This is a genomic window from Kitasatospora sp. NPDC094019 (assembly GCF_044764505.1).
Lineage (GTDB): Bacteria > Actinomycetota > Actinomycetes > Streptomycetales > Streptomycetaceae > Kitasatospora.
In genome coordinates this window covers 215,670-236,835 of record NZ_JBIWIF010000010.1, presented here as the reverse complement: position 1 = coordinate 236,835, position 21,166 = coordinate 215,670, and the positions used below count along the sequence as shown (strand labels likewise).

At 74.7% G+C, this 21,166-nt stretch carries 20 protein-coding genes; 11 read left to right on the top strand and 9 right to left on the bottom strand.

Going from position 1 to position 21,166, the window contains the following annotated elements; genetic code table 11:
* Nucleotides 1-129 precede the first annotated feature (129 nt).
* The 3 genes from ACIQ9P_RS23615 to ACIQ9P_RS23605 form a co-directional block, all read right to left on the bottom strand.
* Nucleotides 130-1,266 carry an SCO1860 family LAETG-anchored protein gene (locus ACIQ9P_RS23615; protein ID WP_402359408.1) on the bottom strand — a complete coding sequence of 379 codons (1,137 nt, stop codon included), beginning with the start codon at nt 1,264-1,266 and terminating at the stop codon, nt 130-132.
* Between the two features lie 174 nt (nt 1,267-1,440).
* Entirely contained in the window at nt 1,441-2,118 is a 678-nt protein-coding gene (locus tag ACIQ9P_RS23610) for a uracil-DNA glycosylase (RefSeq protein WP_402359405.1), read from the bottom strand.
* Between the two features lie 142 nt (nt 2,119-2,260).
* Entirely contained in the window at nt 2,261-3,382 is a 1,122-nt protein-coding gene (locus ACIQ9P_RS23605; RefSeq protein WP_402359402.1) for an amidohydrolase family protein, read from the bottom strand.
* A 99-nt stretch (nt 3,383-3,481) separates the two neighbouring features.
* Between ACIQ9P_RS23605 and ACIQ9P_RS23600 the strand changes: the two genes are divergently transcribed.
* The 3 genes from ACIQ9P_RS23600 (at nt 3,482) to ACIQ9P_RS23590 (ending at nt 7,348) form a co-directional block, all read left to right on the top strand.
* Nucleotides 3,482-4,576, top strand: a complete 1,095-nt coding sequence (locus ACIQ9P_RS23600; protein WP_402359399.1) for a pyridoxal-phosphate-dependent aminotransferase family protein — start codon at nt 3,482-3,484, stop codon at nt 4,574-4,576.
* Between the two features lie 69 nt (nt 4,577-4,645).
* Nucleotides 4,646-5,575, top strand: a complete 930-nt coding sequence (locus tag ACIQ9P_RS23595; protein ID WP_402359396.1) for a hypothetical protein — start codon at nt 4,646-4,648, stop codon at nt 5,573-5,575.
* 171 nt (nt 5,576-5,746) lie between these two features.
* On the top strand, nt 5,747-7,348 hold the full coding sequence (locus ACIQ9P_RS23590) for a TauD/TfdA family dioxygenase (RefSeq protein WP_402359393.1): 1,602 nt from the start codon (nt 5,747-5,749) through the stop codon (nt 7,346-7,348).
* A 128-nt stretch (nt 7,349-7,476) separates the two neighbouring features.
* Here the strand turns inward: ACIQ9P_RS23590 and ACIQ9P_RS23585 are convergent, their stop codons facing one another.
* Complete coding sequence (locus tag ACIQ9P_RS23585; RefSeq protein WP_402359772.1) at nt 7,477-8,283, bottom strand: GntR family transcriptional regulator; 807 nt, start codon at nt 8,281-8,283, stop codon at nt 7,477-7,479.
* A gap of 339 nt (nt 8,284-8,622) precedes the next feature.
* On the opposite strand from ACIQ9P_RS23585, the gene ACIQ9P_RS23580 reads away from it, so the two are divergent.
* The 6 genes from ACIQ9P_RS23580 to ACIQ9P_RS23555 all read left to right on the top strand — a co-directional run bounded on the left by ACIQ9P_RS23580 (nt 8,623) and on the right by ACIQ9P_RS23555 (nt 13,908).
* Nucleotides 8,623-9,792 (top strand): ABC transporter substrate-binding protein, encoded by a 1,170-nt coding sequence (locus ACIQ9P_RS23580; RefSeq protein ID WP_402359390.1) that lies wholly within the window; start codon nt 8,623-8,625, stop codon nt 9,790-9,792.
* Between the two features lie 65 nt (nt 9,793-9,857).
* On the top strand, nt 9,858-10,826 hold the full coding sequence (locus tag ACIQ9P_RS23575) for an ABC transporter permease (protein ID WP_402359387.1): 969 nt from the start codon (nt 9,858-9,860) through the stop codon (nt 10,824-10,826).
* On the top strand, nt 10,814-11,674 hold the full coding sequence (locus tag ACIQ9P_RS23570) for an ABC transporter permease (RefSeq protein ID WP_402359384.1): 861 nt from the start codon (nt 10,814-10,816) through the stop codon (nt 11,672-11,674). The genes ACIQ9P_RS23575 and ACIQ9P_RS23570 overlap by 13 nt, the downstream gene beginning before the upstream one ends.
* Before the next feature lie 21 nt (nt 11,675-11,695).
* Nucleotides 11,696-12,781: an ABC transporter ATP-binding protein gene (locus tag ACIQ9P_RS23565; RefSeq protein ID WP_402359381.1), complete on the top strand. Its 1,086-nt coding sequence runs from the start codon at nt 11,696-11,698 to the stop codon at nt 12,779-12,781.
* Nucleotides 12,782-12,906: 125 nt separating this feature from the next.
* Nucleotides 12,907-13,581 carry an HAD family hydrolase gene (locus ACIQ9P_RS23560; protein WP_402359378.1) on the top strand — a complete coding sequence of 225 codons (675 nt, stop codon included), beginning with the start codon at nt 12,907-12,909 and terminating at the stop codon, nt 13,579-13,581.
* A 6-nt stretch (nt 13,582-13,587) separates the two neighbouring features.
* On the top strand, nt 13,588-13,908 hold the full coding sequence (locus ACIQ9P_RS23555; RefSeq protein ID WP_402359375.1) for a DMT family transporter: 321 nt from the start codon (nt 13,588-13,590) through the stop codon (nt 13,906-13,908).
* Between the two features lie 79 nt (nt 13,909-13,987).
* Here the strand turns inward: ACIQ9P_RS23555 and ACIQ9P_RS23550 are convergent, their stop codons facing one another.
* Nucleotides 13,988-14,767, bottom strand: a complete 780-nt coding sequence (locus ACIQ9P_RS23550) for an SDR family oxidoreductase (protein WP_402359372.1) — start codon at nt 14,765-14,767, stop codon at nt 13,988-13,990.
* A 129-nt stretch (nt 14,768-14,896) separates the two neighbouring features.
* Here ACIQ9P_RS23550 and ACIQ9P_RS23545 point away from each other — a divergent pair, with 129 nt between their 5' ends.
* Nucleotides 14,897-15,562: an HAD family hydrolase gene (locus tag ACIQ9P_RS23545; protein ID WP_402359370.1), complete on the top strand. Its 666-nt coding sequence runs from the start codon at nt 14,897-14,899 to the stop codon at nt 15,560-15,562.
* A 62-nt stretch (nt 15,563-15,624) separates the two neighbouring features.
* Here ACIQ9P_RS23545 and ACIQ9P_RS23540 read toward each other — a convergent pair whose 3' ends face one another.
* The 4 genes from ACIQ9P_RS23540 to ACIQ9P_RS23525 all read right to left on the bottom strand — a co-directional run bounded on the left by ACIQ9P_RS23540 (nt 15,625) and on the right by ACIQ9P_RS23525 (nt 19,035).
* Nucleotides 15,625-16,308 (bottom strand): phosphonatase-like hydrolase, encoded by a 684-nt coding sequence (locus tag ACIQ9P_RS23540; RefSeq protein ID WP_402359367.1) that lies wholly within the window; start codon nt 16,306-16,308, stop codon nt 15,625-15,627.
* Nucleotides 16,309-16,344: 36 nt separating this feature from the next.
* Nucleotides 16,345-17,466 carry a TIGR03364 family FAD-dependent oxidoreductase gene (locus tag ACIQ9P_RS23535; protein ID WP_402359365.1) on the bottom strand — a complete coding sequence of 374 codons (1,122 nt, stop codon included), beginning with the start codon at nt 17,464-17,466 and terminating at the stop codon, nt 16,345-16,347.
* A gap of 185 nt (nt 17,467-17,651) precedes the next feature.
* Nucleotides 17,652-18,164, bottom strand: coding sequence for a pyridoxamine 5'-phosphate oxidase family protein (locus tag ACIQ9P_RS23530; protein WP_402359362.1), 513 nt, complete (start codon nt 18,162-18,164; stop codon nt 17,652-17,654).
* 166 nt (nt 18,165-18,330) lie between these two features.
* Nucleotides 18,331-19,035: a phosphatase PAP2 family protein gene (locus tag ACIQ9P_RS23525; protein WP_402359359.1), complete on the bottom strand. Its 705-nt coding sequence runs from the start codon at nt 19,033-19,035 to the stop codon at nt 18,331-18,333.
* Between the two features lie 530 nt (nt 19,036-19,565).
* On the opposite strand from ACIQ9P_RS23525, the gene ACIQ9P_RS23520 reads away from it, so the two are divergent.
* On the top strand, nt 19,566-21,077 hold the full coding sequence (locus ACIQ9P_RS23520; RefSeq protein WP_402359357.1) for a GAF domain-containing protein: 1,512 nt from the start codon (nt 19,566-19,568) through the stop codon (nt 21,075-21,077).
* Nucleotides 21,078-21,166 lie beyond the last annotated feature (89 nt).

Genomic DNA, 21,166 nt, shown 5'->3' with positions numbered 1-21,166 from the left:
GCGTTGCAAGGCGCCGTTTCCCGGTTGTTCCTCTCATGTAACGCGCATGTGAACCAACCGTCCGCATTGGCACGGTCACGGTGCGGGAGTGCCGCGAGTGGCACTCCCGCACCGACGGGGGACCCGGTGTCAGTGGCGGCGGGCGTGGGCCGCGACCGCGCCGCGACGGCGGCGGGTGCCCCAGAGGGCGAAGGCGCCGCCGGCCACCAGCGCGGCGGCGCCGGCGGCGAGCGGGCCGGTGGCGTCGTTGCCGCCGGTGGACGCCAGGTGGTCGGGCGCCGCGGAGGAGGTACCGGTGCCGGTCCGGCGGGCGGAGGGGGTCGTGGTGGCCGTGTGCGGGGCGGCGGCGCGGGCGGTGCCGGGGGCGGCGGACGGGGTGGCGTCCACGACCGGCTGGGCGGCGGGGGTCACCACCGGCGCGGCGTCCGACGGTGTCGGCGCCGGGGTGGGTGCGGCGGTGGGCGCGGCCGGCACCGGCTTCTCGCAGCTCACCGAGGCGACCGTGATGGTGCCGGTCACCTTGGCGACGTTGAGGTTGAGCGGGTCCACCGCCACCTGCACCTCCAGCGCCGAGGCGGCGGCGGTGGTCGAGGTGGTGCTCTTCCTGGAGAACTCCACCGACACGCTGCCGACCAGTGGCACGTCCACCTTGGTCGGTCCGTAGAGGTTGACGGTGACGGACTTGCCGAGCACGGTGAGCTTGGCCGGGGCCACCACGTCGGCGGTCGGCTGCCCGTCGACCGGACAGGTGGCGGTGGCGGTGAGCGCCTCCAGGCCCAGCAGGGTGGTCCCGGGCAGGCCGGGCGCGTGCACCTCGGCGTCGGCCAGGGTGACGGAGGCGGCGGCACCCTTGGCGTCCGTCCTGGTCACCGACTTGCCGACGTCGGCCTTGACCAGGGTGACCGGGCCGGACTGGTCGACGCCGTCGACCCTGGCGGTGAGAACGGTGCCGTCGCGCTGCGCCGGGGACTCCACCTTGTTCAGCGAGACGTTCACCGGGATGTCCACGGCGTTGTTCAACAGGCGGACGTCCAGGTCGAGTTCGGCGGTGACGGCGCGCGCCTTGCCCGGCGACCCGGCGGTGGGGGCGGCCCCGGCGGCCGGAGCGCCCGGGGCGCCCGCACCGCCCGGAGCACCCGGAGCCGCGGTGGCGACAGGAACGGTGAGCAGTGTGCAGACCGCCGCGGCGGCGGTTGCGGAAACGATTCGGCGCGAGGAGCGGGAGGAACGGACGGAGTGGGAAGAACGGACGGAGCGAGAAGACATGGCGGTACCCCACGACCAACGGCAGGAACTGGATGAACCGCCAGTCTTCTCAAACGATCCGTCATACGAGTCATACAGAGAGTCATTTCACCCGTTGGGGTGATGTTGACGCTCCGAGGTGACGTCGGTCTGCTAGAGGGACGCCAGGGGCTACGGCAGGGGTTACGGCAGGGGTTACGGCAGGCGCCAGTCGACCGGCTGCGCGCCCTGCTGGACCAGCATGTCGTTGGCCCGACTGAACGGGCGGGAGCCGAAGAAGCCGCCGCTCGCCGAGTACGGGCTCGGGTGCGCGGACTCGATCGCCGGCATCTCCCCCAGCAGCGGACGCAGATTGCGCGCGTCCCGGCCCCAGAGGATCGCCACCAGCGGGCCGCCGCGCGCCGTCAGGGCGCGGATCGCCTGCTCGGTGACCTCCTCCCAGCCCTTGCCCCGGTGCGCGGCGGGCTTGCGCGGAGCGGTGGTCAGGGCGCGGTTCAGCAGCAGCACGCCCTGCCGCGTCCACGGGGTGAGGTCGCCGTTGGACGGCTGCGGCAGGCCGAGGTCGCTGCCGTACTCCTGGAAGATGTTGATCAGACTGGCCGGGATCGGGCGGACGTCCTCCCCCACCGAGAAGCTGAGGCCGACGGCGTGACCGGGCGTCGGGTAGGGGTCCTGGCCGACGATCAGCACCCGGACGTCGGCGAAGGGCTGCTGGAAGGCGCGCAGCACATTCGGTCCGGAGGGCAGATAGGTGCGGCCGGCGGCCAGTTCGGCGCGGAGGAAGTCGCCCATCGCGGCGACCCTCCCGGCCACCGGCTCCAGCGCGGTGGCCCACCCGGGCTCGACGATCTCGTTCAGTGGACGCGGTGCCATGGGCGTAACCCTATCGGCCCATTCGGACAGTCCGTCCACCACGACCGGCCGCCCCGGCGCGGGCCCCGCCCGGGCCGCCGGAAGCCGCTCCGGCCCCCGCCCTCGCCCCCGCCCTCGCCTCCGGCCCCCGCCCTCGCTCCGCTCAGGCCACCGGGCGGCCGCGCAGCACCACCGAGCGGGGATCGGCCAGCACCCGGACATCGGCGCGCGGGTCCTCCCCGTACACCACGAAGTCCGCCGGAGCGCCCTCCTCCAGCCCGGGCCGCCCCAGCCAGGCCCGCGCTCCCCAGCTCGCCGCCGAGAGCGCCTCGGCCGGGTCGAGTCCGGCCTTCACCAGCTCGGCGACCTCCTCCGCGACCAGACCGTGGGCCAGCGAGCCGCCGGCGTCCGTGCCCACGTAGATCGGGATGCCGGCGTCGTGCGCGGCGCCCACCGTGTCGTAGCGGCGCTCGTGCAGCCGGCGCATATGGGCCGCCCAGGCCGGGAACTTGGCCTCGCCCCCGGCCGCCAGCTGCGGGAAGGTGGCGATGTTGACGAGGGTCGGGACGATCGCGACCCCGCGCTCGGCGAACACCGGGATCAGCTCCTCGGTCAGCCCGGTCGCGTGCTCGACGCAGTCGATCCCGGCCGCCAGCAGGTCCGGCAGCGACTCGGCGGCGAAGCAGTGCGCGGTGACCCGCGCGCCCTCCTCGTGCGCCGCCGCGATCGCCTCGGCGAGCGCGTCGCCGGGCCAGCAGGCGGTGAGGTCGCCGTGCTCCCGGTCGATCCAGTCGCCGACCAGCTTGACCCAGCCGTCGCCGCGCCGGGCCTCCGCCCGGACGTAGGCGGCGAGGTCGCCGGGCTCGATCTCGTGCGCGTAGTTGCGGATGTAGCGGCGGGTGCGGGCGATGTGCCGCCCGGCCCGGACGATCCGCGGCAGGTCCTCCCGGTCGTCGACCCAGCGGGTGTCCGCGGCCGATCCCGCGTCGCGGATCAGCAGGGTCCCGGCGTCGCGGTCGGTGATCGCCTGCTTCTCGCTGGTGGCGGCGTCGACCGCGCCGTGCGCGTCCAGGCCGACGTGACAGTGGGCGTCCACCAGACCCGGCAGCACCCAGCCCTCGACCGTCCGGACGTCCCGGGACCCGGACCCGCCGGCCGCACCGGCACCGACGGCGGTGGGCCGGGAGAAGGTCACCCGGCCGTCGACCACCCAGAGTTCGTCCCGGACGTCCTCCGGCCCCACCAGCACCCGACCACGGACGTGCAGCACCGCGCCATCGCTCATGGCGGCACTCTACCGACGGCGCCGTTCCCCGGGAGCGGAGAAGGTGAGGCAGACTCGTTCGGGCCAGCACCGCCCCTCCCCGCGAAAGGTCCCGAGACCGTGAGTCCCTTCCTCGACCTGCCCCCGCTCACCGCCGCCGAGTTCGCGGCGATCGAGGACAAGGTGGCCGCCCTGTTGCACACCGGGGCCGACGTCATCGTGACCCAGGGCGAGGCGCTGCTTCCGCTGGAGGCCGCGATCCGCGGCGCCGCGCACCCGGGCTCGACCGCGCTCAACATCGTCACCGGCCCCTACGGGCAGACCTTCGGCAACTGGCTGCGCGACTGCGGCGCCGAGGTGGTCGACCTCGCCGTGCCGTTCGAGACCGCGGTGAGCGCCGAGCAGGTCGCCGGGGCACTGGCCGCCGCGCCCTCCGTCGACTTCGTCTCGCTGGTGCACGCCGAGGCCGCCACCGGCAACACCAACCCGGTCGCGGAGATCGGCGCCGTGGTGCGCGAGCACGGCGCGCTGCTGATGCTCGACGCGGTCGCCTCGGTGGCCGCCGAGCCGCTGCTGACCGACGCCTGGGGCGTGGACCTGTGCGTGATCGGCGGACAGAAGGCGATGGGCGGCCCGGCCGGCGTCTCGGCCGTCTCGGTCTCCGGCCGGGCCTGGGAGCGGATCGCCGCCAACCCGGCCGCCCCGCGCCGCTCCTACCTCTCGCTGCTGGACTGGAAGGAGCGCTGGACCGACGCCGGGCGCACCGCCCTCCCGCACGCGCCCGCGCAGTTGGAGATGCTGGCGCTCGGCGCCTGCCTGGACCGGATCGCGGCGGACGGCCTGGACACCGTGATCGCCCGCCACCGCGCGGCGGCGGCCGCCACCCGCGCGGGCGTCCGGGCGCTCGGCACGCTCGCCCCCTTCGTCCCGGACGACGCGCACGCCGCGCCGGTCGCGACCACCCTGCGCACCCCGGACGGCCTGGACGCCGCCGGCCTCGCCCGCGAACTGCTGCGGCTGGACCCGTCGCTCCCGGTCCAGGCCGGCGGTGGCGCGCTGGCTGCCACGATGCTGCGGGTGAACCACTACGGCGCCGCCGCCGCCCCCGGCACCGTCCGCGCCACCCTGACCGCCCTCGCCACCGCGACCGGCGCGGACGCCGCCCCCGCCCTCGCCGCGGCGGACGCCGCCTGGGGCGAGGCGCTCACCGTCTGACCACGTCACCCTGCCGCCGCCGCGGCCCGCTACGCTCGCGCTCCGATCTTGATCACAGGGGGAGCGCGAATGTCGACGGTATGGACCAGAACGACCGGATGGCTGACGCTGATCGGCGCCCTGGTCACCGAGGTGTGGGCGTTGCTGCCCGCGGTGAGCCCGAGCGCGGTGGCGCTGTCGGCCCCGGCCCGGCTGCTGCCGCTGCTGGTGACCTCGGTCTGCGCCCTCGGCTGGCTGGCCGCCGCGGCGGTGGCACGCCGACGGGAGCGGGCCCGGCGCGAGCTGGTCCGGCGCTCGGCGTTCCGACGCGACCCGGACCAGGACCGGTCGCGCACACCCGGCCGGACCGCCGCCGCCCTGCTGGGCGTCGCGCTCGCTCTCGGGCCGACCTCCGCCCTGGCCCAGGCGGTCGGCCCGGACGGCGCCGAGGGCCGCTGGACCCAGCGGGTCCTGCGCGCGGGCGGCGGCCTGTACACGGTGGAGATAGCGGAGGTGCTCGGCACACCCCGGCGCACCGGCGTCAACATCAACGACCACCAGGTCTGGAGCGCGCCGATGGTGCTGGCCGTGCCGTGGTCCGACGGCGAGCCCCGGCGACTGACCCTGGACCGGGTGGAGACGCTGGACGAGCCGGAACCGGGGGACTCGGTCTCGCTGATGTTCGCCGCGAACGACCTCGAACTCGGCGCCCGCGCCCACCGGTACGGCGCGATGAGCGGGATCGCCGGGCTCTGGATCCTGATCCTCGGCCTGATCGGCTCGATCTTCGGCGCCGGCACGCTGGTCTCCGGGCGCGAGACGGTCGGCCGCCTGCGGGACTTCGCCCCCGGCGTGCACCTGCCGGTCGCCGCGCTGCTGGCCCTGGGCGCCGGCCTCGACCTGCTGGTGGTGTACGCGTGGCCGCCGACCGCCCTGGGCTGGCTGCTGGCCCTCGCGGCGGCCACCACCCCGGCGCTCGCCGTCCTGTGGGCACTCCGACGACTCCTGTACCGACGCTGACGACGACGGGGCTGCCCGGCCGGGGGCGCGCACGCTCCCGGCCGGGCAGTGTTCCCGAGCCGTTCACTCCCCCGGCACCGGGACCTCACCGACCCCGGGCAGGCTCCCGCACGACGGAGAAGTTGTCTGTACAACTTTGACCCCTGCCCCCGGGCCGCCGAGGAGAAGACCATGACCACCGCCGAGCTGTCGCCGTACTGGCTGCGCGACAACTGCCCCTGCGCCGAGTGCCGCGACCCGCGCAACGGGCAGAAGCTGTTCCAGATCACCGACCTGCCGGACGATCTGGCGATCGCCGCGCGGGCCGAGCTGGACGGCCACCTGGAGGTGCTCTGGTCGGACGGGCACCGCTCGCGCTACCCGTCCGCATGGCTGACCCAGGACCCGGACGGCGACGGCCGGACCGAGGCCGACAAGCGGCTCTGGGCCGCCGCCGACTTCGCCCGCGGCATCCCCGAGGCGCACTGGGACGCCTATCTGGCGGACCCGGCCGAGCGGGCCGCCGTGCTGGCCGCCGTCCGCCGCTCCGGCTTCGCCGTGCTGCGCGGCGTCCCGGCGGTGGAGCGGCAGGTACTGGCGGTCGCGGAGACCTTCGGACACGTGCGGGTCACCAACTACGGCGCGCTGTTCGACGTCCGGGTCGAGCCGGACCCGAACAACCTCGCCTTCACCAGCGCCGCGATCACCCCTCACAGCGACAACCCGTACCGGGACCCGGTGCCCACCCTCCAACTGCTGCACTGCCTGGAGAACTCGGCGACCGGCGGCGACTCCGGCCTGGTGGACGGCTTCCACGCGGCGGCGCTGCTGCGCGCGGAGGCGCCGGAGCACTTCGCGGTGCTGACCCGCACGCCGGTGCCGTTCGTGTTCCGCGACCGGGGCACCGAACTGCGCGCCGACCGGCCGCTGATCGAGGTGGACCCGCTGGGCCGGATCCGCGAGGTGCGGTTCAACAACCGCTCGATCGCGACCCTGCGCGGCCCGGCGGCGGAGCTGGACGCCTTCTACGCCGCCTACCGGGCCTTCGCCGCGATCACCCTGCGCCCGGCGCTGCAGCTGGAGTTCCGGCTCGACCCCGGGGACTGCCTGATCTTCGACAACGTCCGGTTGCTGCACGCCCGGACGGCGTTCGCCCAGGACGGCCGCCGCCACCTCCAGGGCTGCTACGCCGACCTGGACTCGCTGTCCTCCTCGCTGGCCGTGCTGGAGCGCCGTTCGGCGGCCCTGGACGAACTGGCCGCGTTGTTCGAGGGCGAGGGCGCCGGGGAGTACCTGGGCGAGGCGGTCACCATGGCCGAACACATGCTGCAGGCCGGCGCGCTGGCCGAGGCGGCCGGCGCGGGCCCGCACCTGGTCGCCGCGGCGCTGCTGCACGACCTCGGCCACTTCTCCGACCCGGCCGACCGGAGCGCGCTGCACGGCCGGGACCTGATGGAGGGCCGGGACAACCGGCACAGCCACACCGGCGCCGACCGGCTGGCCCGCTGGTTCGGCCCGGAGGTCGCCGAACCGGTCCGGCTGCACGTGGCCGCCAAGCGCTACCTGTGCGCGGTCGAACCGGACTACCGGGCCCGGCTGTCCGCGGCCTCGGAGTACACCCTCCAGGTGCAGGGCGGGCCGATGTCCGAGGAGGAGGCCGCCGCGTTCGCCGCCCACCCGGGCGCCGAGGACGCGGTGGCGGTCCGCCGCTGGGACGACGAGGCCAAGGAGGCGGACGCGGTGACGCCGGACTTCGCGCACTTCCGGCCGCTGCTGGCCGCGCTGATGCGCTGACCCGCGCCGGACGCCCGCACAACGCCGCACCGCCGCACCGCCGTTGAAGCGGTGCGGCGGTGCGGCGGTGCGGCAGTGCGGCGGTGCGGCGGCCAGGCGGCCGATCCGTCCGGCCGTCGTGCCCCGACTCAGTCGCTCTCCCGCGCGTGCCGCGAAAGCGCCGACGTGGCCAGCGAGTTGTGGATGCTGAAGGCCACCGTGCCGGGCAGGTAGCGGTCCTGGGACCACTCCACCGGCGTACCCGTCGGATCGGTGGTCCGGCGCCGCTCCCGCAGCAGCGGACCGCCGCGCCGGCAGCCCAGCAGCCGGGCGTCGTCCGCGTTGGCCGCGACTATGTCGATCGTGTGGTCGGCGTCGGTGAACAGGATGCCGTGCTCGCGCAGCACTTCGGTGTGCGAGACGACGTCCGGCGGCAGTTCGGCGACGATCTCGCCGACCCGGGGCGGGTAGATGGTCCGCTCGACCATCACCGGCTTGCCGGAGAGCGTGCGCAGCCGGACCGTCACATAGACCTCGTCGCCCGGTTCGAGGCGCAGCTGGTCGCGCTCGGCGGCGTCGGCCGGGCGGCGGACCAGCGCGTCCAGGATGCCGCCGGGCTCCTCGCCCATCGAGTAGGCCCAGTGCGTGAAGCTGAGCAGTTCGGAGAAGCTCTGCACCCTGGCCGTGCCGAGCACGACCCGGCGGGTGCCCCGGCGGGAGGTGACGAGTCCGTCCGAGCGCAGGAGGGCGAGAGCCTGGCGGACGGTGCCGCGCGAGACGCCGTACTGCTCGGCGAGCGCGCCCTCGGCGGGAAGCCGGCCGGCCTCGCCGAACGCGCCGGTGGTGATCGCCTCGCGCAGGTCGGCGGCGACCGTTCGGTAGAGCGAACCGGTCGCGCGCTCGGCCCCGGCGGCGCCGGTCGGGCGGCTCTCGGGGCGCCCCGACTCCAGTGCCACGTCTGTCAATGTCCCTCCTGGGCGGTGTCCTGCGCAGCCCGTACCGGCGCGGACAGCCCGACCATATCCCGCTGCGCTCCCGAAGCATCGCACTCCGGCGATCATCCGTCGGCGATCCGATTCGACCGTTCCCGCAGCCGACCCCGGTTCTGGGCCATCCGTTCACCTTCCCGTCATCGGACTCCGGCGTACTTACCCCCGTCAGCGAAGTTGGCTAGTCAACTCGGACGACGACCGGCCTCTCACTCGGGCCGGCCCGCCGCCCTTCGCGAGACGCAGGCCCGCGGACCCCCCGCGAACGCCCCCTCGCAGTACGCCCCCTTTACAGGAGACTTCCCCGTGACCGTGCACCGCGCCCGCGCCGCCGCCTTCGCGGCCGTACTGACCGCCGCCGCGCTCTCCCTCACCGCCTGCGGCTCCGCCGGTTCGACCGCCAAGGCCGGCGACGCCGCCAAGGCCGGCGCCAAGGACGCCAAGGACGCCACCTCGGCCGCCGACTTCGGCGGTCTGGACGGCCTGGTCGCCGCCGCCAAGAAGGAGGGCAAGCTGCACGTCATCACGCTGCCCCGCGACTGGGCCAACTACGGCAAGATCATCGACGGCTTCAAGGCCAAGTACGGCCTGGAGGTCGAGGAGGAGAACCCGGACGGCTCCAGCCAGGACGAGATCAACGCGATCAACTCCCGCAAGGGCCAGGACCGCGCCCCCGACGTGGTCGACCTGGGCAGCGCCTTCGCCCTCCAGGCGGTCAAGGACGGCATCCTCGCCCCCTACAAGGTGGCCACCTTCGACAAGGTGCCGGACAGCATGAAGGACGCCACCGGCGCCCGCGTCAACGACTACGGCGGCTACATCTCGATCGGCTGCGACGCCAAGAAGATCGCCAACTGCCCGAAGACCTTCGCCGACCTGCTGAAGCCGGAGTACAAGGGCCAGGTCGCCCTCAACGGCAACCCGACCAAGTCCGGCTCGGCCTTCGGTGGCGTCTACGCGGCCGCGCTCGCCAACGGCGGTTCGCTGGACAACATCCAGCCCGGCATCGACTACTTCGGCAAGCTGAAGCAGTCCGGCAACTTCAACCCGGTCGAGTCGACCCCGGCGACCATCGAGAAGGGCGAGACCCCGATCTCGATCGACTGGTCCTACCTGAACGCCGGCTACAGCGACCAGTTCAAGGACAAGGGTGTCGACTGGAAGGTCTCCATCCCGGTCGACGGCTCCTACGCCCAGTTCTACAACCAGGCCATCAACAAGTGGGCCCCGCACCCGGCGGCCGCCCGCCTGTGGCAGGAGTACCTCTTCAGCGCCGAGGGCCAGAACCTCTTCCTCGGTGGCTACGCCACCCCGGCCACCTTCGAGGCGCTGAAGAAGGACGGCACCCTCGACGCCGCCGCGGCCGCCAAGCTGCCGACCGTCGAGAAGCCGTTCACCGACTTCCCGACCGTGGACCAGATCAACGCGGCCAAGAAGGTCGTCACCGAGAACTGGACCAAGGCCATCGCGGGCTGACCCACCCCGGCCACGCACCGCACATCGGGCTGAGACACCACTCATCCGGCTGAGACAAGGCACTCATGACCACGGCTCCCACCCCGGTGCCGACCACCCCCGCCGCCACCGCATCCGGTGGCGGCGCGGGGGCGTCGCCCACCGCCGCACGCACCACCCCCTCCCCCACCCGGCGGCGCGGCCCGCTCGCCCGCCTCGGCGGCGCGTCGCTCGCCACCCTGCCGCTGCTGCTGTTCTTCGTGATCGGCTTCGGGCTTCCCACCGTCGCCATCGTGATCGGCGCGTTCACCACCTCCAGCGACGCGGAGAACGGCGCCGGGCAGTTCACCTTCGACAACCTGACGGCCTCCGTCCAGGGCGCCTACCTCACCGCGATGCTGAGCAGCCTCAAGCTCTCCGCGCTGACCGCCCTGCTCGCCACCCTGATCGGCCTGCCGCTGGCCCAGGCGGTCGTCACCTCCAAGCGCGGCTGGCTGCGCCAGGCGGTCCTCACCGCCTCCGGCGTGCTCGCCAACTTCGGCGGCCTGCCGCTCGCCTTCGCGTTCGTCGCCACCCTCGGCAACGCCGGCGAGATCACCAAGCTGCTGCACCTGACCGACCACGGCTGGTCGCTGTACACGTTCACCGGTCTGACGATCGTCTACCTGTACTTCCTGATCCCGCTGATGGTGCTCACCATCACCCCGGCGCTGGACGGCCTGCGGACCCAGTGGCGCGAGGCGGCGCAGAACAACCGCGCCACCACCTACCAGTACTGGCGCCACGTCGCCCTGCCGATCCTGCTGCCCTCGCTGCTCGGCGGTTTCGTCCTGCTCTTCGGCAGCGCCTTCGCCGCCTACGCCACGGCCGCCGCCATGGTCGGCGCGACCGTCCCGCTGGTCAGCCGCTCGATCGCGGACGCGCTCTCCGGCAACGTGCTGGTCGGCCAGGGCAACCTCGCCCTCGCGCTCAGCCTCAACATGATCGTGGTGGCCGTCCTGGTGATGGCCGTGTACCTCCCCCTCCAGCGCCGGAGCGCCCGATGGCTCAGCTGACCTCCCCCGCCCCCACCCACCGCCAGGCCGCCCGCCGGCCCAAGGTGCGCTGGTGGCGCGGCGCCGTGCTGCTGCTCGCCGGCGTGTACTTCGTGGTCCCGCTCGCGGCCTCCGCCTGGTTCTCGATCGACGAGCCCAAGGGCATCTCCTTCGAGGCGTACACCGGGCTGATCTCCGCGCCCGGCTTCCTGGACAGCCTCTGGCTGACCCTCGGCCTCGCCGTGGTCACCGTGCTGGTGCTGCTGGTCCTGCTGGTCCCGGCGCTGATCGCGGTCCGGCTCGGCGCGCCCCGGCTGCGCCCGGTGATCGACGTGCTCTGCACCCTGCCGCTGGTCGTCCCGCCGGTCGCGCTGACCGCCGGCCTGATCGGTGTGCTCCGCTGGGGCCCGGACTACCTGATGGACACCCCGTTCTTCCAGACCTTCGTGTTCGTCCAGGACCCGGACTTCCCGCTGGTGCTGGTCATCGCCTACGTGCTGATGGCCCTGCCGCTCGCCTACCGCTCCCTGGACGCCGGTCTGCGCGCGGTGGACGTCCGCACCCTGGTCGAGGCCGCCCGCAACTGCGGCGCGAGCTGGCCGCGCGCGGTGTTCACCGTGATCCTGCCGAACCTGCGCGGCGCGCTGCTCAACGCCTCCTTCCTGACCCTGGCCCTCGTGCTCGGCGAGTTCACCGCCGCGTCGATCCTCGGGTACCAGCCCTTCCCGGTCTGGATCTACTCGGTCGGCAACAGCCAGGCCCACATGTCGGTCGCGGTCTCCATCCTCAGCCTGCTGCTCACCTGGCTGCTGCTGCTCCTGCTGGCCACCGTCGGCCGTCAGCGCGGCTCCAAGACCGCCACCTCCTGAAACCCCCCGGAGTCACCCATCATGACCACGGCCACCGCCCCCGTCACCGGCGTCCCCCTCGCCCCCGGCAGCGCGACCGTCGAGTTCCGCTCGCTGCGCCGCGCGTTCGGCGCCACCACCGCGCTGGACGGCCTCGACCTGACCGTCCGGCCGGGCGAGCTGCTCGCCCTGCTCGGCCCCTCCGGCTGCGGCAAGACCACCGCGCTGCGCATCCTGGCCGGCTTCGAGCAGCACGACTCGGGCCAGGTCCTGGTCGACGGCGAGGACATCACCGCGATCCCCGCGCACAAGCGCGACGCCGGCATGGTGTTCCAGTCCTACAGCCTGTTCCCGCACCTGACCGCCGCCGACAACGTCGCCTTCGGGCTGCGGATGCGCGGCGCCGGCAAGGCGGAGCGGCTCAAGCGCGCCAAGGAACTGCTGGAGCTGGTCGGCCTGCCGCAGCACGCCGGCCGCTACCCGCACCAGATGTCCGGCGGCCAGCAGCAGCGGATCGCGCTCGCCCGCGCGCTCGCCCTGCAGCCGCGCGTGCTGCTGCTGGACGAGCCGCTGTCCGCGCTGGACGCCAAGGTGCGGCTGTCGCTGCGCGAGGAGATCCGCCGCCTCCAGCAGGAGCTGGGGATCACCACCCTGTTCGTCACCCACGACCAGGAAGAGGCACTGTCGATGGCCGACCGGGTCGCCGTCCTGCGGGCCGGCCGGCTGGAGCAGTGCGCCGCCCCCGCCGAGCTGTACGCCCGCCCGGCCACCGCCTTCGTCGCCGAGTTCGTCGGCACCATGAGCCGCATCCCCTGCGAGCGCTCGGGCGACGGCGTCGAGGTCCTCGGCCGCCGCCACGCCGTGGACGGCGAGCTGCCCGCCGACGGCTCGCTCCAGGTACTGGTCCGCCCGGAGAACGTCCGGCTGACCCCGGACGCGCACGGGGTGGCCCTGGTCGTCTCCGCGTCCTTCCTGGGCGCGGTCACCCGCCTCACCGTCCGCCTGAACGACGGCACCGAGGTCAAGGCCGACCTGCCCACCGAGGCCGCCTCCGCGCTGCCGGTCGGCTCGCGCGCCGCGCTGACCCTGCCGGAGCGCCCGGTCCTGGTCGACCGGCGTAGCGTCTGACCCGACGCGGGTCGGACCCGACCGAAGTCCGACCCGACCCGACCGGGTCCGCCCGGCCGACCCACACGGCCCGGACCGCACGGCCCGACCGTCCACCCTCCGCGTGCACCACCGAAGGTACCGCCATGCCTGAAACTCCCCCACCCGCCGCCGTCCTCTTCGACATGGACGGCACCCTCGTCGACACCGAGCACCTCTGGTGGGAAGCCGCCGCCGAGCTCGCCGACGAACTGCGCCACCCCCTCACCGAGGCCGACGCGCCCGAGGTGCTCGGCCGGGCGATCGAGCACACCGCCGCCCACCTGCACCGGGTCAGCGGCACCAGCCTCAGCGAGGCCGAGCTGGCCGACCGGCTCGGCGACTCCTTCGCCGGCAAGGTCGCCGCCGAGACCGTCCCCCGCCCCGGCGCGCTCGCCCTGCTGGCCGAGCTGCGCGACGCCCGGGTGCCCACCGCTCTGGTCTCCGCCTCCCCCCGCCGGGTGGTCGACATGGTGCTGGGCACCATCGGCCGGGACTGGTTCGCGGTCACCCTGGCCGCCGAGGACACCCCGCGCACCAAGCCCGCGCCGGACCCCTACCTCGCGGCCGCGGCCCGGCTCGGCCTGGACCCGGCGGCCTGCGTCGCCGTCGAGGACACCCCGACCGGGGTCGCCTCCGCCTCCGCCGCCGGCTGCGCCGTGCTCGCCGTCCCGTCCACCGGCACCGCGATCCCGAACGGCTCCCGGGTCACCCTGCTGGACAGCCTGGAGCACGCGGACCTGGACCTCCTCGGCCGGCTCACCGCCGCGCCCGGGGTTTAATGCTCCGTGCCCTACATACTCCTCGCCCTGGCGATCATCAGTGAAGTCTGCGCCACCAGCTGCCTCAAGCTGACCGAGGGCTTCAGCCGGCTCTGGCCGAGCGTGGGCGTGGGCATCGGCTACGCGCTGTCCTTCGCCCTGCTCGGCCGCGCCCTCAAGCACATCCCGGTCTCGGTCGCCTACGCCGTCTGGTCGGGCGCGGGCACCGCCGCCGTGGCGGGCATCGGCGTCGTCGCCTTCGGCGAGTCGCTGGGGCGGACGCAGTGGCTCGGCCTCGCCCTGGTGATCGTCGGCGTGGTCGTGCTGAACCTCAAGGGCGGCCACTGACCGGTCCCGGGGCCCGGCCCGGACGAGGAGCGCGCCGGGCGGCGGGTCCACCGCCCGGCGCGCTCCCGTCCCGGAGCGGTCAGGCGTGGGCGATCGGGCCGAGGTAGGTGCCGCCCGAGACGTCGACGGTCTGCCCGGTCACCCAGCGGCCCTGCGGTCCGGCCAGGAAGCCGACCACGTCGGCGACGTCCTCCGGCTCGCCGAGGCGGCCGAGCGCGGTGATCGACTCCAGGCCCGCGACGATCTCCGGGATCCCGGTGCAGGCCGCGGTCATGTCGGTGCGCACCGCGCCGGGCGCCACGGTGTTGACGGTGATCCCGCGCAGGCCCAGCTCATTGGCGAGCGAGGGGCCCATCGACTCCAGCGCCGCCTTGGTGACGGTGTAGCCGATCTGGGTGGACACCGCGAACCGGCTGGCGGTGGAGCCCATGTTGATGATCCGGCCGCCGTCGTTCAGCAGCGTCAGCGCGCGCTGGATCACGAAGAACGGCGTGGTGACGTTGACGGCGAGGAGTCGGTTGAACTCCTCCTCGGTCACCTGGCCGATCGAACTTCCCGAGCTGATCCCGGCGTTGTTGACCAGGATGTCCAGGCCGTCCGCCCCGTGCGCCGCCAGCCCGGCGGTCACGGCCTCGAACAGCCGCTCCACCGCGCCCGGCTCGCCGAACCGGGCACCGACGGCGAACGCCCGCCCGCCCTCCGCGGCGATCCGGCCCACGGTCTCCTCCGCCGCCTCCGCGTTGCCGCCGTAGTGCACCACGACCAGCGCGCCGTTGGCGGCCAGACGACGCGCCACCGCCCGGCCGATGCCCCGCGAACCACCCGTCACCAATGCGTTCTTTCCGGCCAGTTCGGCCATGTCTTCCCCCGTTCACGCGTCACCGGCCCCGTCGCGGAACCGGCCGACGATCAACGTACCGGAGCGGCGGATCCGTATCCACGCCACCGCGGTCCGGCCCCGGCCGGGCCGCCGATCTATCCTGCGGCCATGATCATTCCTACCGGGCCGATACGGCTCGTCATCTTCGACTGCGACGGCGTCCTGGTGGACAGCGAACGGATCGCGGCCCGGGTGCAGATCGCCCTCGGCGCCGAACTCGGCTGGCCGCTCACCGAGGAGGAGGTGGTGGAGCGCTTCATCGGCCGCTCGATGGCATCGATCGACGAGCAGGTCGCCGAGCGGCTCGGCCGGGCGACCGCCGACCGCTGGTGGGCGGAGTTCGTACGCCGGCACGCCGAGCAGGTGGACGCCGGTCTGGAGCCGGTCGACGGCCTGCCGGAGGCCCTCGACGCGATCGGTCTGCCGACCTGTGTGGCGTCCAGCGGCTCGCACGAGAAGATGGCCCACACCCTGGGCCGCACCGGCCTGTTCGACCGCTTCGCCGGCCGGATCTTCAGTGCCACCGAGGTCGCCCGCGGCAAGCCCGCCCCCGACCTCTTCCTGCACGCGGCGCGGCGGATGGGCGTGCCGCCCTCGGCCTGCGCCGTCGTCGAGGACAGCGCCCCGGGCGTCCTGGCCGCGCGCGCGGCCGGCATGCGCTCCTTCGGCTACGCGGGCGGCCTCACCCCCGCCGCCCGGCTGACCGGACCGGGCACCGTCGTCCTCGACGACATGCGCGAACTCCCCGCCCTACTGACCGCGGTCGGGCCGTAGAACGGGGAGCGAACGAGCCGGGCGGGCGCGCCTCGCGTCGCGCCCGCCCGGGTCCGAGGGGCTCAGCCGAGCGGCCCCAGCAGGGCGGGCAGCTCGGCGATCGACGCCAGCACGTGGGTGGCGCCGTCGGCCCGCAGCCGCTGCTCGTCGTGGGCGCCGGTGAGGACGCCCGCGACGACCGAGGCTCCGGCGCGGGTGCCGGTCAGCATGTCGTAGCCGGTGTCGCCGGCCACCGCGACCTGCCGGACGGCGTCGGTCCCGGTGCGCAGCAGCGCGGTCAGGGCCAGGTCCGGGTAGGGGCGGCCCCGGCCGGCCTCGGCCGGGCAGAGGGTGAGGTCGGCGATGTCCTGCCAGCCGAGGGCGGCCAGGATGCGGTCCTGGGTGGACCGGGAGAAGCCGGTGGTGAGGACCACCTTGCGGCCCTGGCCCCGGAGTTCGGCGATGGCCTCGGCCGCGCCGGGCAGCGCCGCGCAGTGGCCGGCGTCGACGAGGTCGTGGTAGGCGGCCTCGAAGGCGAGGTTGGCCCGCTGGGCCTTCTCCTCCTCGCCGAACAGGTGGCGGAAGACCGAGATCTTGGACTCGCCCATGGTGGCGCGGACGTGCTCCAGCATGGTGGCGTGCTCGGCACTGTCGGCCTCGACCCCGAGCGAGCCGGCGGCGGCCCGGAAGGCCCGCTCGACCAGGCCGTCGTCGGCCACGGTGGTGCCGGCCATGTCCAGGACGACCAGGCGGATGTCGTTCGACATGTTCAATTCCTTCGACAGACGTACGGGTTGGCGGGCTTACAGGTTGGCGAGGCCGGCGGTGGTCTCGGCGATCGCGGGCGAGCAGGTCATGCCCCGGCCGCCGGGGCCGGTGACCAGCCAGACGCCGTCGCGGACGCGCTCGCGGTGGACCACCCGGGTGGTGTCGACGCACTGCGCGTAGACGCCGGCCCAGCGGCGGCGGACCCGGGGCAGCGGGCGGCCGAGCAGTTCCTCGGCCACGCCGACCAGGTGGTCGTACGGGTCCTCGACCACGTCGAAGCCGAAGGGCTGGTCGTACTCGTGGGTGTCGCCGATGGTGAGGCCGCCGTCCCGGCGCTGGACCATCAGCAGCTGCATCTTGTGCTCGGCGGCGACCGGGGGCTGCGGCTGGACCTCGCGGAGGTGGTCCAGGGCGCCGCCGGCGAAGGCCGGGTAGTAGCGGAAGGAGTCGCCGTCGGCGACCGAGGTGGTCAGCGGCTCGCCCAGCGGGTCGGTCTGCATCATCTGCAGCCGCACCTTGCGGACCGGCAGCGCGGGCGCCAGCTCGCGGACCAGGCCGCCCAGCCAGGCGCCGGTGCAGAGGATCACCAGGTCACCGGTGTGGACGTCGCCGTGGTCGTCGCGGACGGCGTGCTCGCCGACGACGTCGCGGACCTCGCGCCCGGGCAGGAAGGTGTACCGGCCGGTGGCGGTCAGGGCGGCGCGCAGCGCGGGCTGGGCGGTGCGCGGCTCGACGGCGGCGTCCCGGTCGCACCACAGGGCGCCGAGCAGCTTGCCGCGCAGGGCGGGGTTGGCGGCCCGGGTCTGCTCGGGGTCGAGCAGCCGGTAACCGCGCGCGGCGGCGTCGGGCAGGGTCAGCGCCTGCTCGGCGACGGCGAGTTCTGCCTCGGTGCGGATCGCGGTGAGCGAGCCGTTGGCGCGGAAGCCGAGGTCGGGGACCTGCGCACCGATCCGCTCCCACAGTTCGCGGGCCCGCAGCGCGGTGTCCAGTTCCTCACCCTGCGCGCGGCCGCTGACCCAGACCAGGCCGAAGTTGCGCACCGAGGCGCCGCGCGCCTCCGCCTCGCGCTCCAGGTGGACGACCTCGTGGCCGCGTTCGACGGCCTGCCAGGCGTGCATGGTGCCGAGCACGCCTGCTCCTACGACGATGACTCTCATGCGGACAGGCTGATGCCGTCAGGTGTCCGAGGGGAGTCCGAGTGGCGGACCGCAGATGAACCGACCGAAAAGTTGTACAGCCAACATGGCGCCCGCAGGGCCTCGTGACGCTCCCGGCGGACGCCCGGCCGGGTTCCCGTCGCCGGGGTCGGCCGGGGTCGGGCCGGCCGGGGTCGGCACCGGGTTCAGCGCCGCACGGCCGCCCGCAGGTAGTTCCGCCGGCCGAACTTCGGCTCGTCCACCGCCGTCAGTCCCTCCACCTGGAACCGGTACAGCGCCGCCGCCCCGCCACCGGTCAGGAACTGCCGCCGCACCTCCTCGTCCCGCGCGAAGGCCGGGTACCGCGCCTGGTACGCGGCCAGCGCCGCCTCCGCCTGCCGCCCCCACGCCTCGCCCGCGCTGCCGGTCAGCTGGAGGCCGCGCAGCTGCTCGCCGAAGACCGGCGGCGGCAGGAACACGGTGGCCGCCGCCCTGGCCTCCTCGGCCAGGTGATGGCTGTGCCGGGTGGACCGCTCGCTGACGAAGTAGAGGACGAGGTCGTCGTCGTAGGCGAAGAAGGCGAGGTTGGCGTGCGGGCCGTGCTCATGGCCGGCCGTCGCCAGGGTGAGCACCATCGCGTCGGCCAGCAGGCCCTCGACGCCCTTGCCGAGATCCTCGGCCGGCCAGTCCCCCTGGGTGATGTCGAGTCGGTACGGCATGGGCAGCACTTCCCTCCACTGGCACGCCCGGCGCGCGGCGTCCTGGCACGACTGAGCCGGGCGGGGGCCTCCCTCGGGGGCCGCCGCGCCCGGCTCACATGCTCTCCCCGGCACCCCGGCCGCACAAGGGTCGGGACAGCGTCCGGCCTGCCGATTCCGGCGCCGCTCAGTCCCGCCGGACGCCGACCGGCCGACCCGCGCCGGCGACCACCGCCGCCGCCCCCGCGCCCAGCAGCGGCCGCAGCGGACCGGTGCGGGCGTGCGCCACCAGCGGACCGGCCCGGCCGGCCGCGAGCACCAGCGGCACCGCCACCAGGACGCCGACCGCCGCCCCCGCCAGCACGTCGTGCGGATAGTGCACCCCGACCCAGACCCGGGAGGCTCCCATCAGCGCGGCGGCCACGGCCGCGACCGCGCCGATCCGCCGGTCGACCAGGAACAGCGCGGCGGCCGCCGCGAAGGCGATCACCGTGTGGTTGCTCGGGAAGGACCAGTCACCGGCGCCCGGGCAGGTCTCCAGGGTGTCCCGCACCCGCAGCTGCGCGCACGGCCGGACCTCCTCCACCAGTCCCTTGAAACCGGAGTTCACCGCGTAGGCGAGAAGGACGACCGGCGCCGAGGCCAGCACCCGGGCCATCACCGCCGGCCCGCCGTCGCGCGCCCGCCACCAGGCGGCGAGCATCAGCAGCGCGAAGAGCCCGAGGCCGAGCAGTGACCAGAGCTCGACCAGTCGGTCGAGCCAGTGCGGCGCGGCGTCCGCCCAGCCGACCACCCGGGTGTACAGGCCGCCGGAGACGCCGCTGCCGTCGTAGACGGCCAGCTCGCGCACCGGCGGCGCGGGCACCTGGGCCGCCTGGGTCATCTGGGCCATCTGGGCCCGGACCGCTGCCGTCACCGGTCGGCGCCGACGTGACGGCCGGCCCGCCGCTCACCGAACAGGTCGCAAACAATCGGGAACATAGAGACAACTACTACCAGAACGGCGATCGGCACCGGACAACGGTCGATACCGGGCGCGCCCGAGTCGGACCACCGCCCGCCCTCGCACCGGCCGCCATGACCAGCATCCGGACACGCGCCCCTCCTGCGCACCCGTGCGCCGGGCGCGCACCCCGCGGGCCCGGCGCGCCCGCTTGCCGCCGCCCGCCCCGACCGCCCCGGAACCGGGTACCCGCCCACCGCTCACGCCCCCTCGCCGCACCCGCCGAAGCCTCCGCCGAAGCCCTCGCCGAGCCCCTCGCGGCCCCCGGCCGGACCGCCCCGCCCCTTGGCATGCCCACCGGCATACCGCGGGGTATTCCGAGTTGGCAGACCCCATCCCCAGGAACGGGTGGCGCCCGTACTCTTTCGTCAGCGCGTCGGCTCCGGCGCGCCCTCGAACGGCGGCGAGGAGCGAACCGAGTGCGGCAGCCAGGACGGCAGACCCGACGACCCGAACGTCGTACGCCGCAGACCGCGGCGGAACTGGCCAAGGTCCACGAGCGCGCCCTCGCCGAGGCCGCCGCCCGCGCCGCCGCCCGCGACACCGCCCCCGACGACCCCTCGCTCTTCCAGCCCCGCCCCGAGATCGGCGACTCCTGGGAACGCCTGCGCCGCCTCGGCCTCGACCCCGACGCCGGCGCCGCCGCCGTCCACCTCGGCCCCGCCGAGATCGAACGCCGACGCCGCACCAGCGGCCTCGACCCGCTGCTCCCCGTCCTCCGCGGCACCCTGCTGGAACAGCCCGGCCAGCCCCCGCTGATCCTCGCCATCGCCGACGCGGACGGCCACATCCTCTGGCAGGAGGGCGAGCGCGGCCTGCGCCGCAGCGCCGACCGGATCGGCTTCCTCACCGGCGCCCGGTGGATCGAGGAGAGCGTCGGCACCAACGGGATCGCCGCCGCCCTGCGCGCCCAGCGCCCGATGCAGGTGCACTCGGCCGAGCACTACCTGCGCAGCCACCACTCCTGGACCTGCGTCGCCGCCCCCGTGCACGACCCCGGCACCGGCCGACTGATCGGCGCGATCAACCTCAGCGGCCCGGCCCACTCCGTCCGCCCCTACCTGCTCCAGCTGACCGCCACCGCCGCCAAGCTCGCCGAGACCGAGCTGCGCGCCCGCCGCCTCGAATCACTGCACCACCTGCGCACCCTCGCCGCCCCGATGCTGGCCCGGGTGAACGGGCCCGCCCTGGTCGTCGACGCGGCCGGCTGGACGGCCGCCGCGGCGGGCCTGCCACCACCGGCCCGGCTGCGACTGCCCGCCGAGGGCTGGAGCACCACCGCCGTGCACTGGCTGCCGAGCCTGGGCGAGTGCGTGATCGAGCCGCTCGCCGACGGCTGGCTGGTCCGCCCGGTGCTGCCCCGGGACACCGCGCCGGCGCCGACCGGCGGTCCGGACGCCCCCGGCCGTCCCGACGACACCGACGACACCGGCGGGCTCTCCGGCCTCGGCGGGCTGCTCGCCGAGCAGGCCGAAGGCGCACGGGTCCGGCTCGACCTGCGCCGCGCCGGCAGCCCCGCACTGTCGGTGCACGGCGCGGCCGGCAGCTGGTCGCACGCGCTCAGCCCCCGCCACGCCGAACTGCTGCTCCTGCTCGCCACCGAGCGGAACGGCCTCAGCGCGGCCCAGTTGGCCGACGCGCTGTTCGGGGACCCGGCCAGGACGGTGACGGTCCGGGCCGAACTGTCCCGGCTCCGCCGCCACCTGGGCGGTCTGCTGGCCCACCGGCCGTACCGCTTCGCCGAATCGGTCCTGGTCGGCGTGGCCGGACCGGACGACCCCTACGACCTGCTGCCGTCCTCCTCGGGCCCGGCCGTGCGCCGGCTCCGCGCGGGCCTCGCGGGCGGCACCGTGCGACTCCCCGGCGCCCCGCCCCCGCCGGGCCAGCTGCCCGCGCCGCGGACCGGCCGACTCCCGCTGCCGCCGGCCTGAGCGCCGTCCGGACGGGCACCACCGGCCGTCGGCCCGCCGCCCGTTCGGGCACTGTTCGTCCGGAGACCGTTCGTTCGAGGACCACTCGC

Coding starts and splice junctions, on each gene's coding strand:
- ACIQ9P_RS23615 (WP_402359408.1), bottom strand. CDS start 1,266: ATGTCTTCTCGCTCCGTCCGTTCTTCCCACTCCGTCCGTTCCTCCCGC.
- ACIQ9P_RS23610 (WP_402359405.1), bottom strand. CDS start 2,118: ATGGCACCGCGTCCACTGAACGAGATCGTCGAGCCCGGGTGGGCCACC.
- ACIQ9P_RS23605 (WP_402359402.1), bottom strand. CDS start 3,382: ATGAGCGATGGCGCGGTGCTGCACGTCCGTGGTCGGGTGCTGGTGGGG.
- ACIQ9P_RS23595 (WP_402359396.1), top strand. CDS start 4,646: ATGTCGACGGTATGGACCAGAACGACCGGATGGCTGACGCTGATCGGC.
- ACIQ9P_RS23590 (WP_402359393.1), top strand. CDS start 5,747: ATGACCACCGCCGAGCTGTCGCCGTACTGGCTGCGCGACAACTGCCCC.
- ACIQ9P_RS23575 (WP_402359387.1), top strand. CDS start 9,858: ATGACCACGGCTCCCACCCCGGTGCCGACCACCCCCGCCGCCACCGCA.
- ACIQ9P_RS23570 (WP_402359384.1), top strand. CDS start 10,814: ATGGCTCAGCTGACCTCCCCCGCCCCCACCCACCGCCAGGCCGCCCGC.
- ACIQ9P_RS23565 (WP_402359381.1), top strand. CDS start 11,696: ATGACCACGGCCACCGCCCCCGTCACCGGCGTCCCCCTCGCCCCCGGC.
- ACIQ9P_RS23560 (WP_402359378.1), top strand. CDS start 12,907: ATGCCTGAAACTCCCCCACCCGCCGCCGTCCTCTTCGACATGGACGGC.
- ACIQ9P_RS23550 (WP_402359372.1), bottom strand. CDS start 14,767: ATGGCCGAACTGGCCGGAAAGAACGCATTGGTGACGGGTGGTTCGCGG.
- ACIQ9P_RS23545 (WP_402359370.1), top strand. CDS start 14,897: ATGATCATTCCTACCGGGCCGATACGGCTCGTCATCTTCGACTGCGAC.
- ACIQ9P_RS23540 (WP_402359367.1), bottom strand. CDS start 16,308: ATGTCGAACGACATCCGCCTGGTCGTCCTGGACATGGCCGGCACCACC.
- ACIQ9P_RS23535 (WP_402359365.1), bottom strand. CDS start 17,466: ATGAGAGTCATCGTCGTAGGAGCAGGCGTGCTCGGCACCATGCACGCC.
- ACIQ9P_RS23530 (WP_402359362.1), bottom strand. CDS start 18,164: ATGCCGTACCGACTCGACATCACCCAGGGGGACTGGCCGGCCGAGGAT.
- ACIQ9P_RS23525 (WP_402359359.1), bottom strand. CDS start 19,035: ATGGCCCAGATGACCCAGGCGGCCCAGGTGCCCGCGCCGCCGGTGCGC.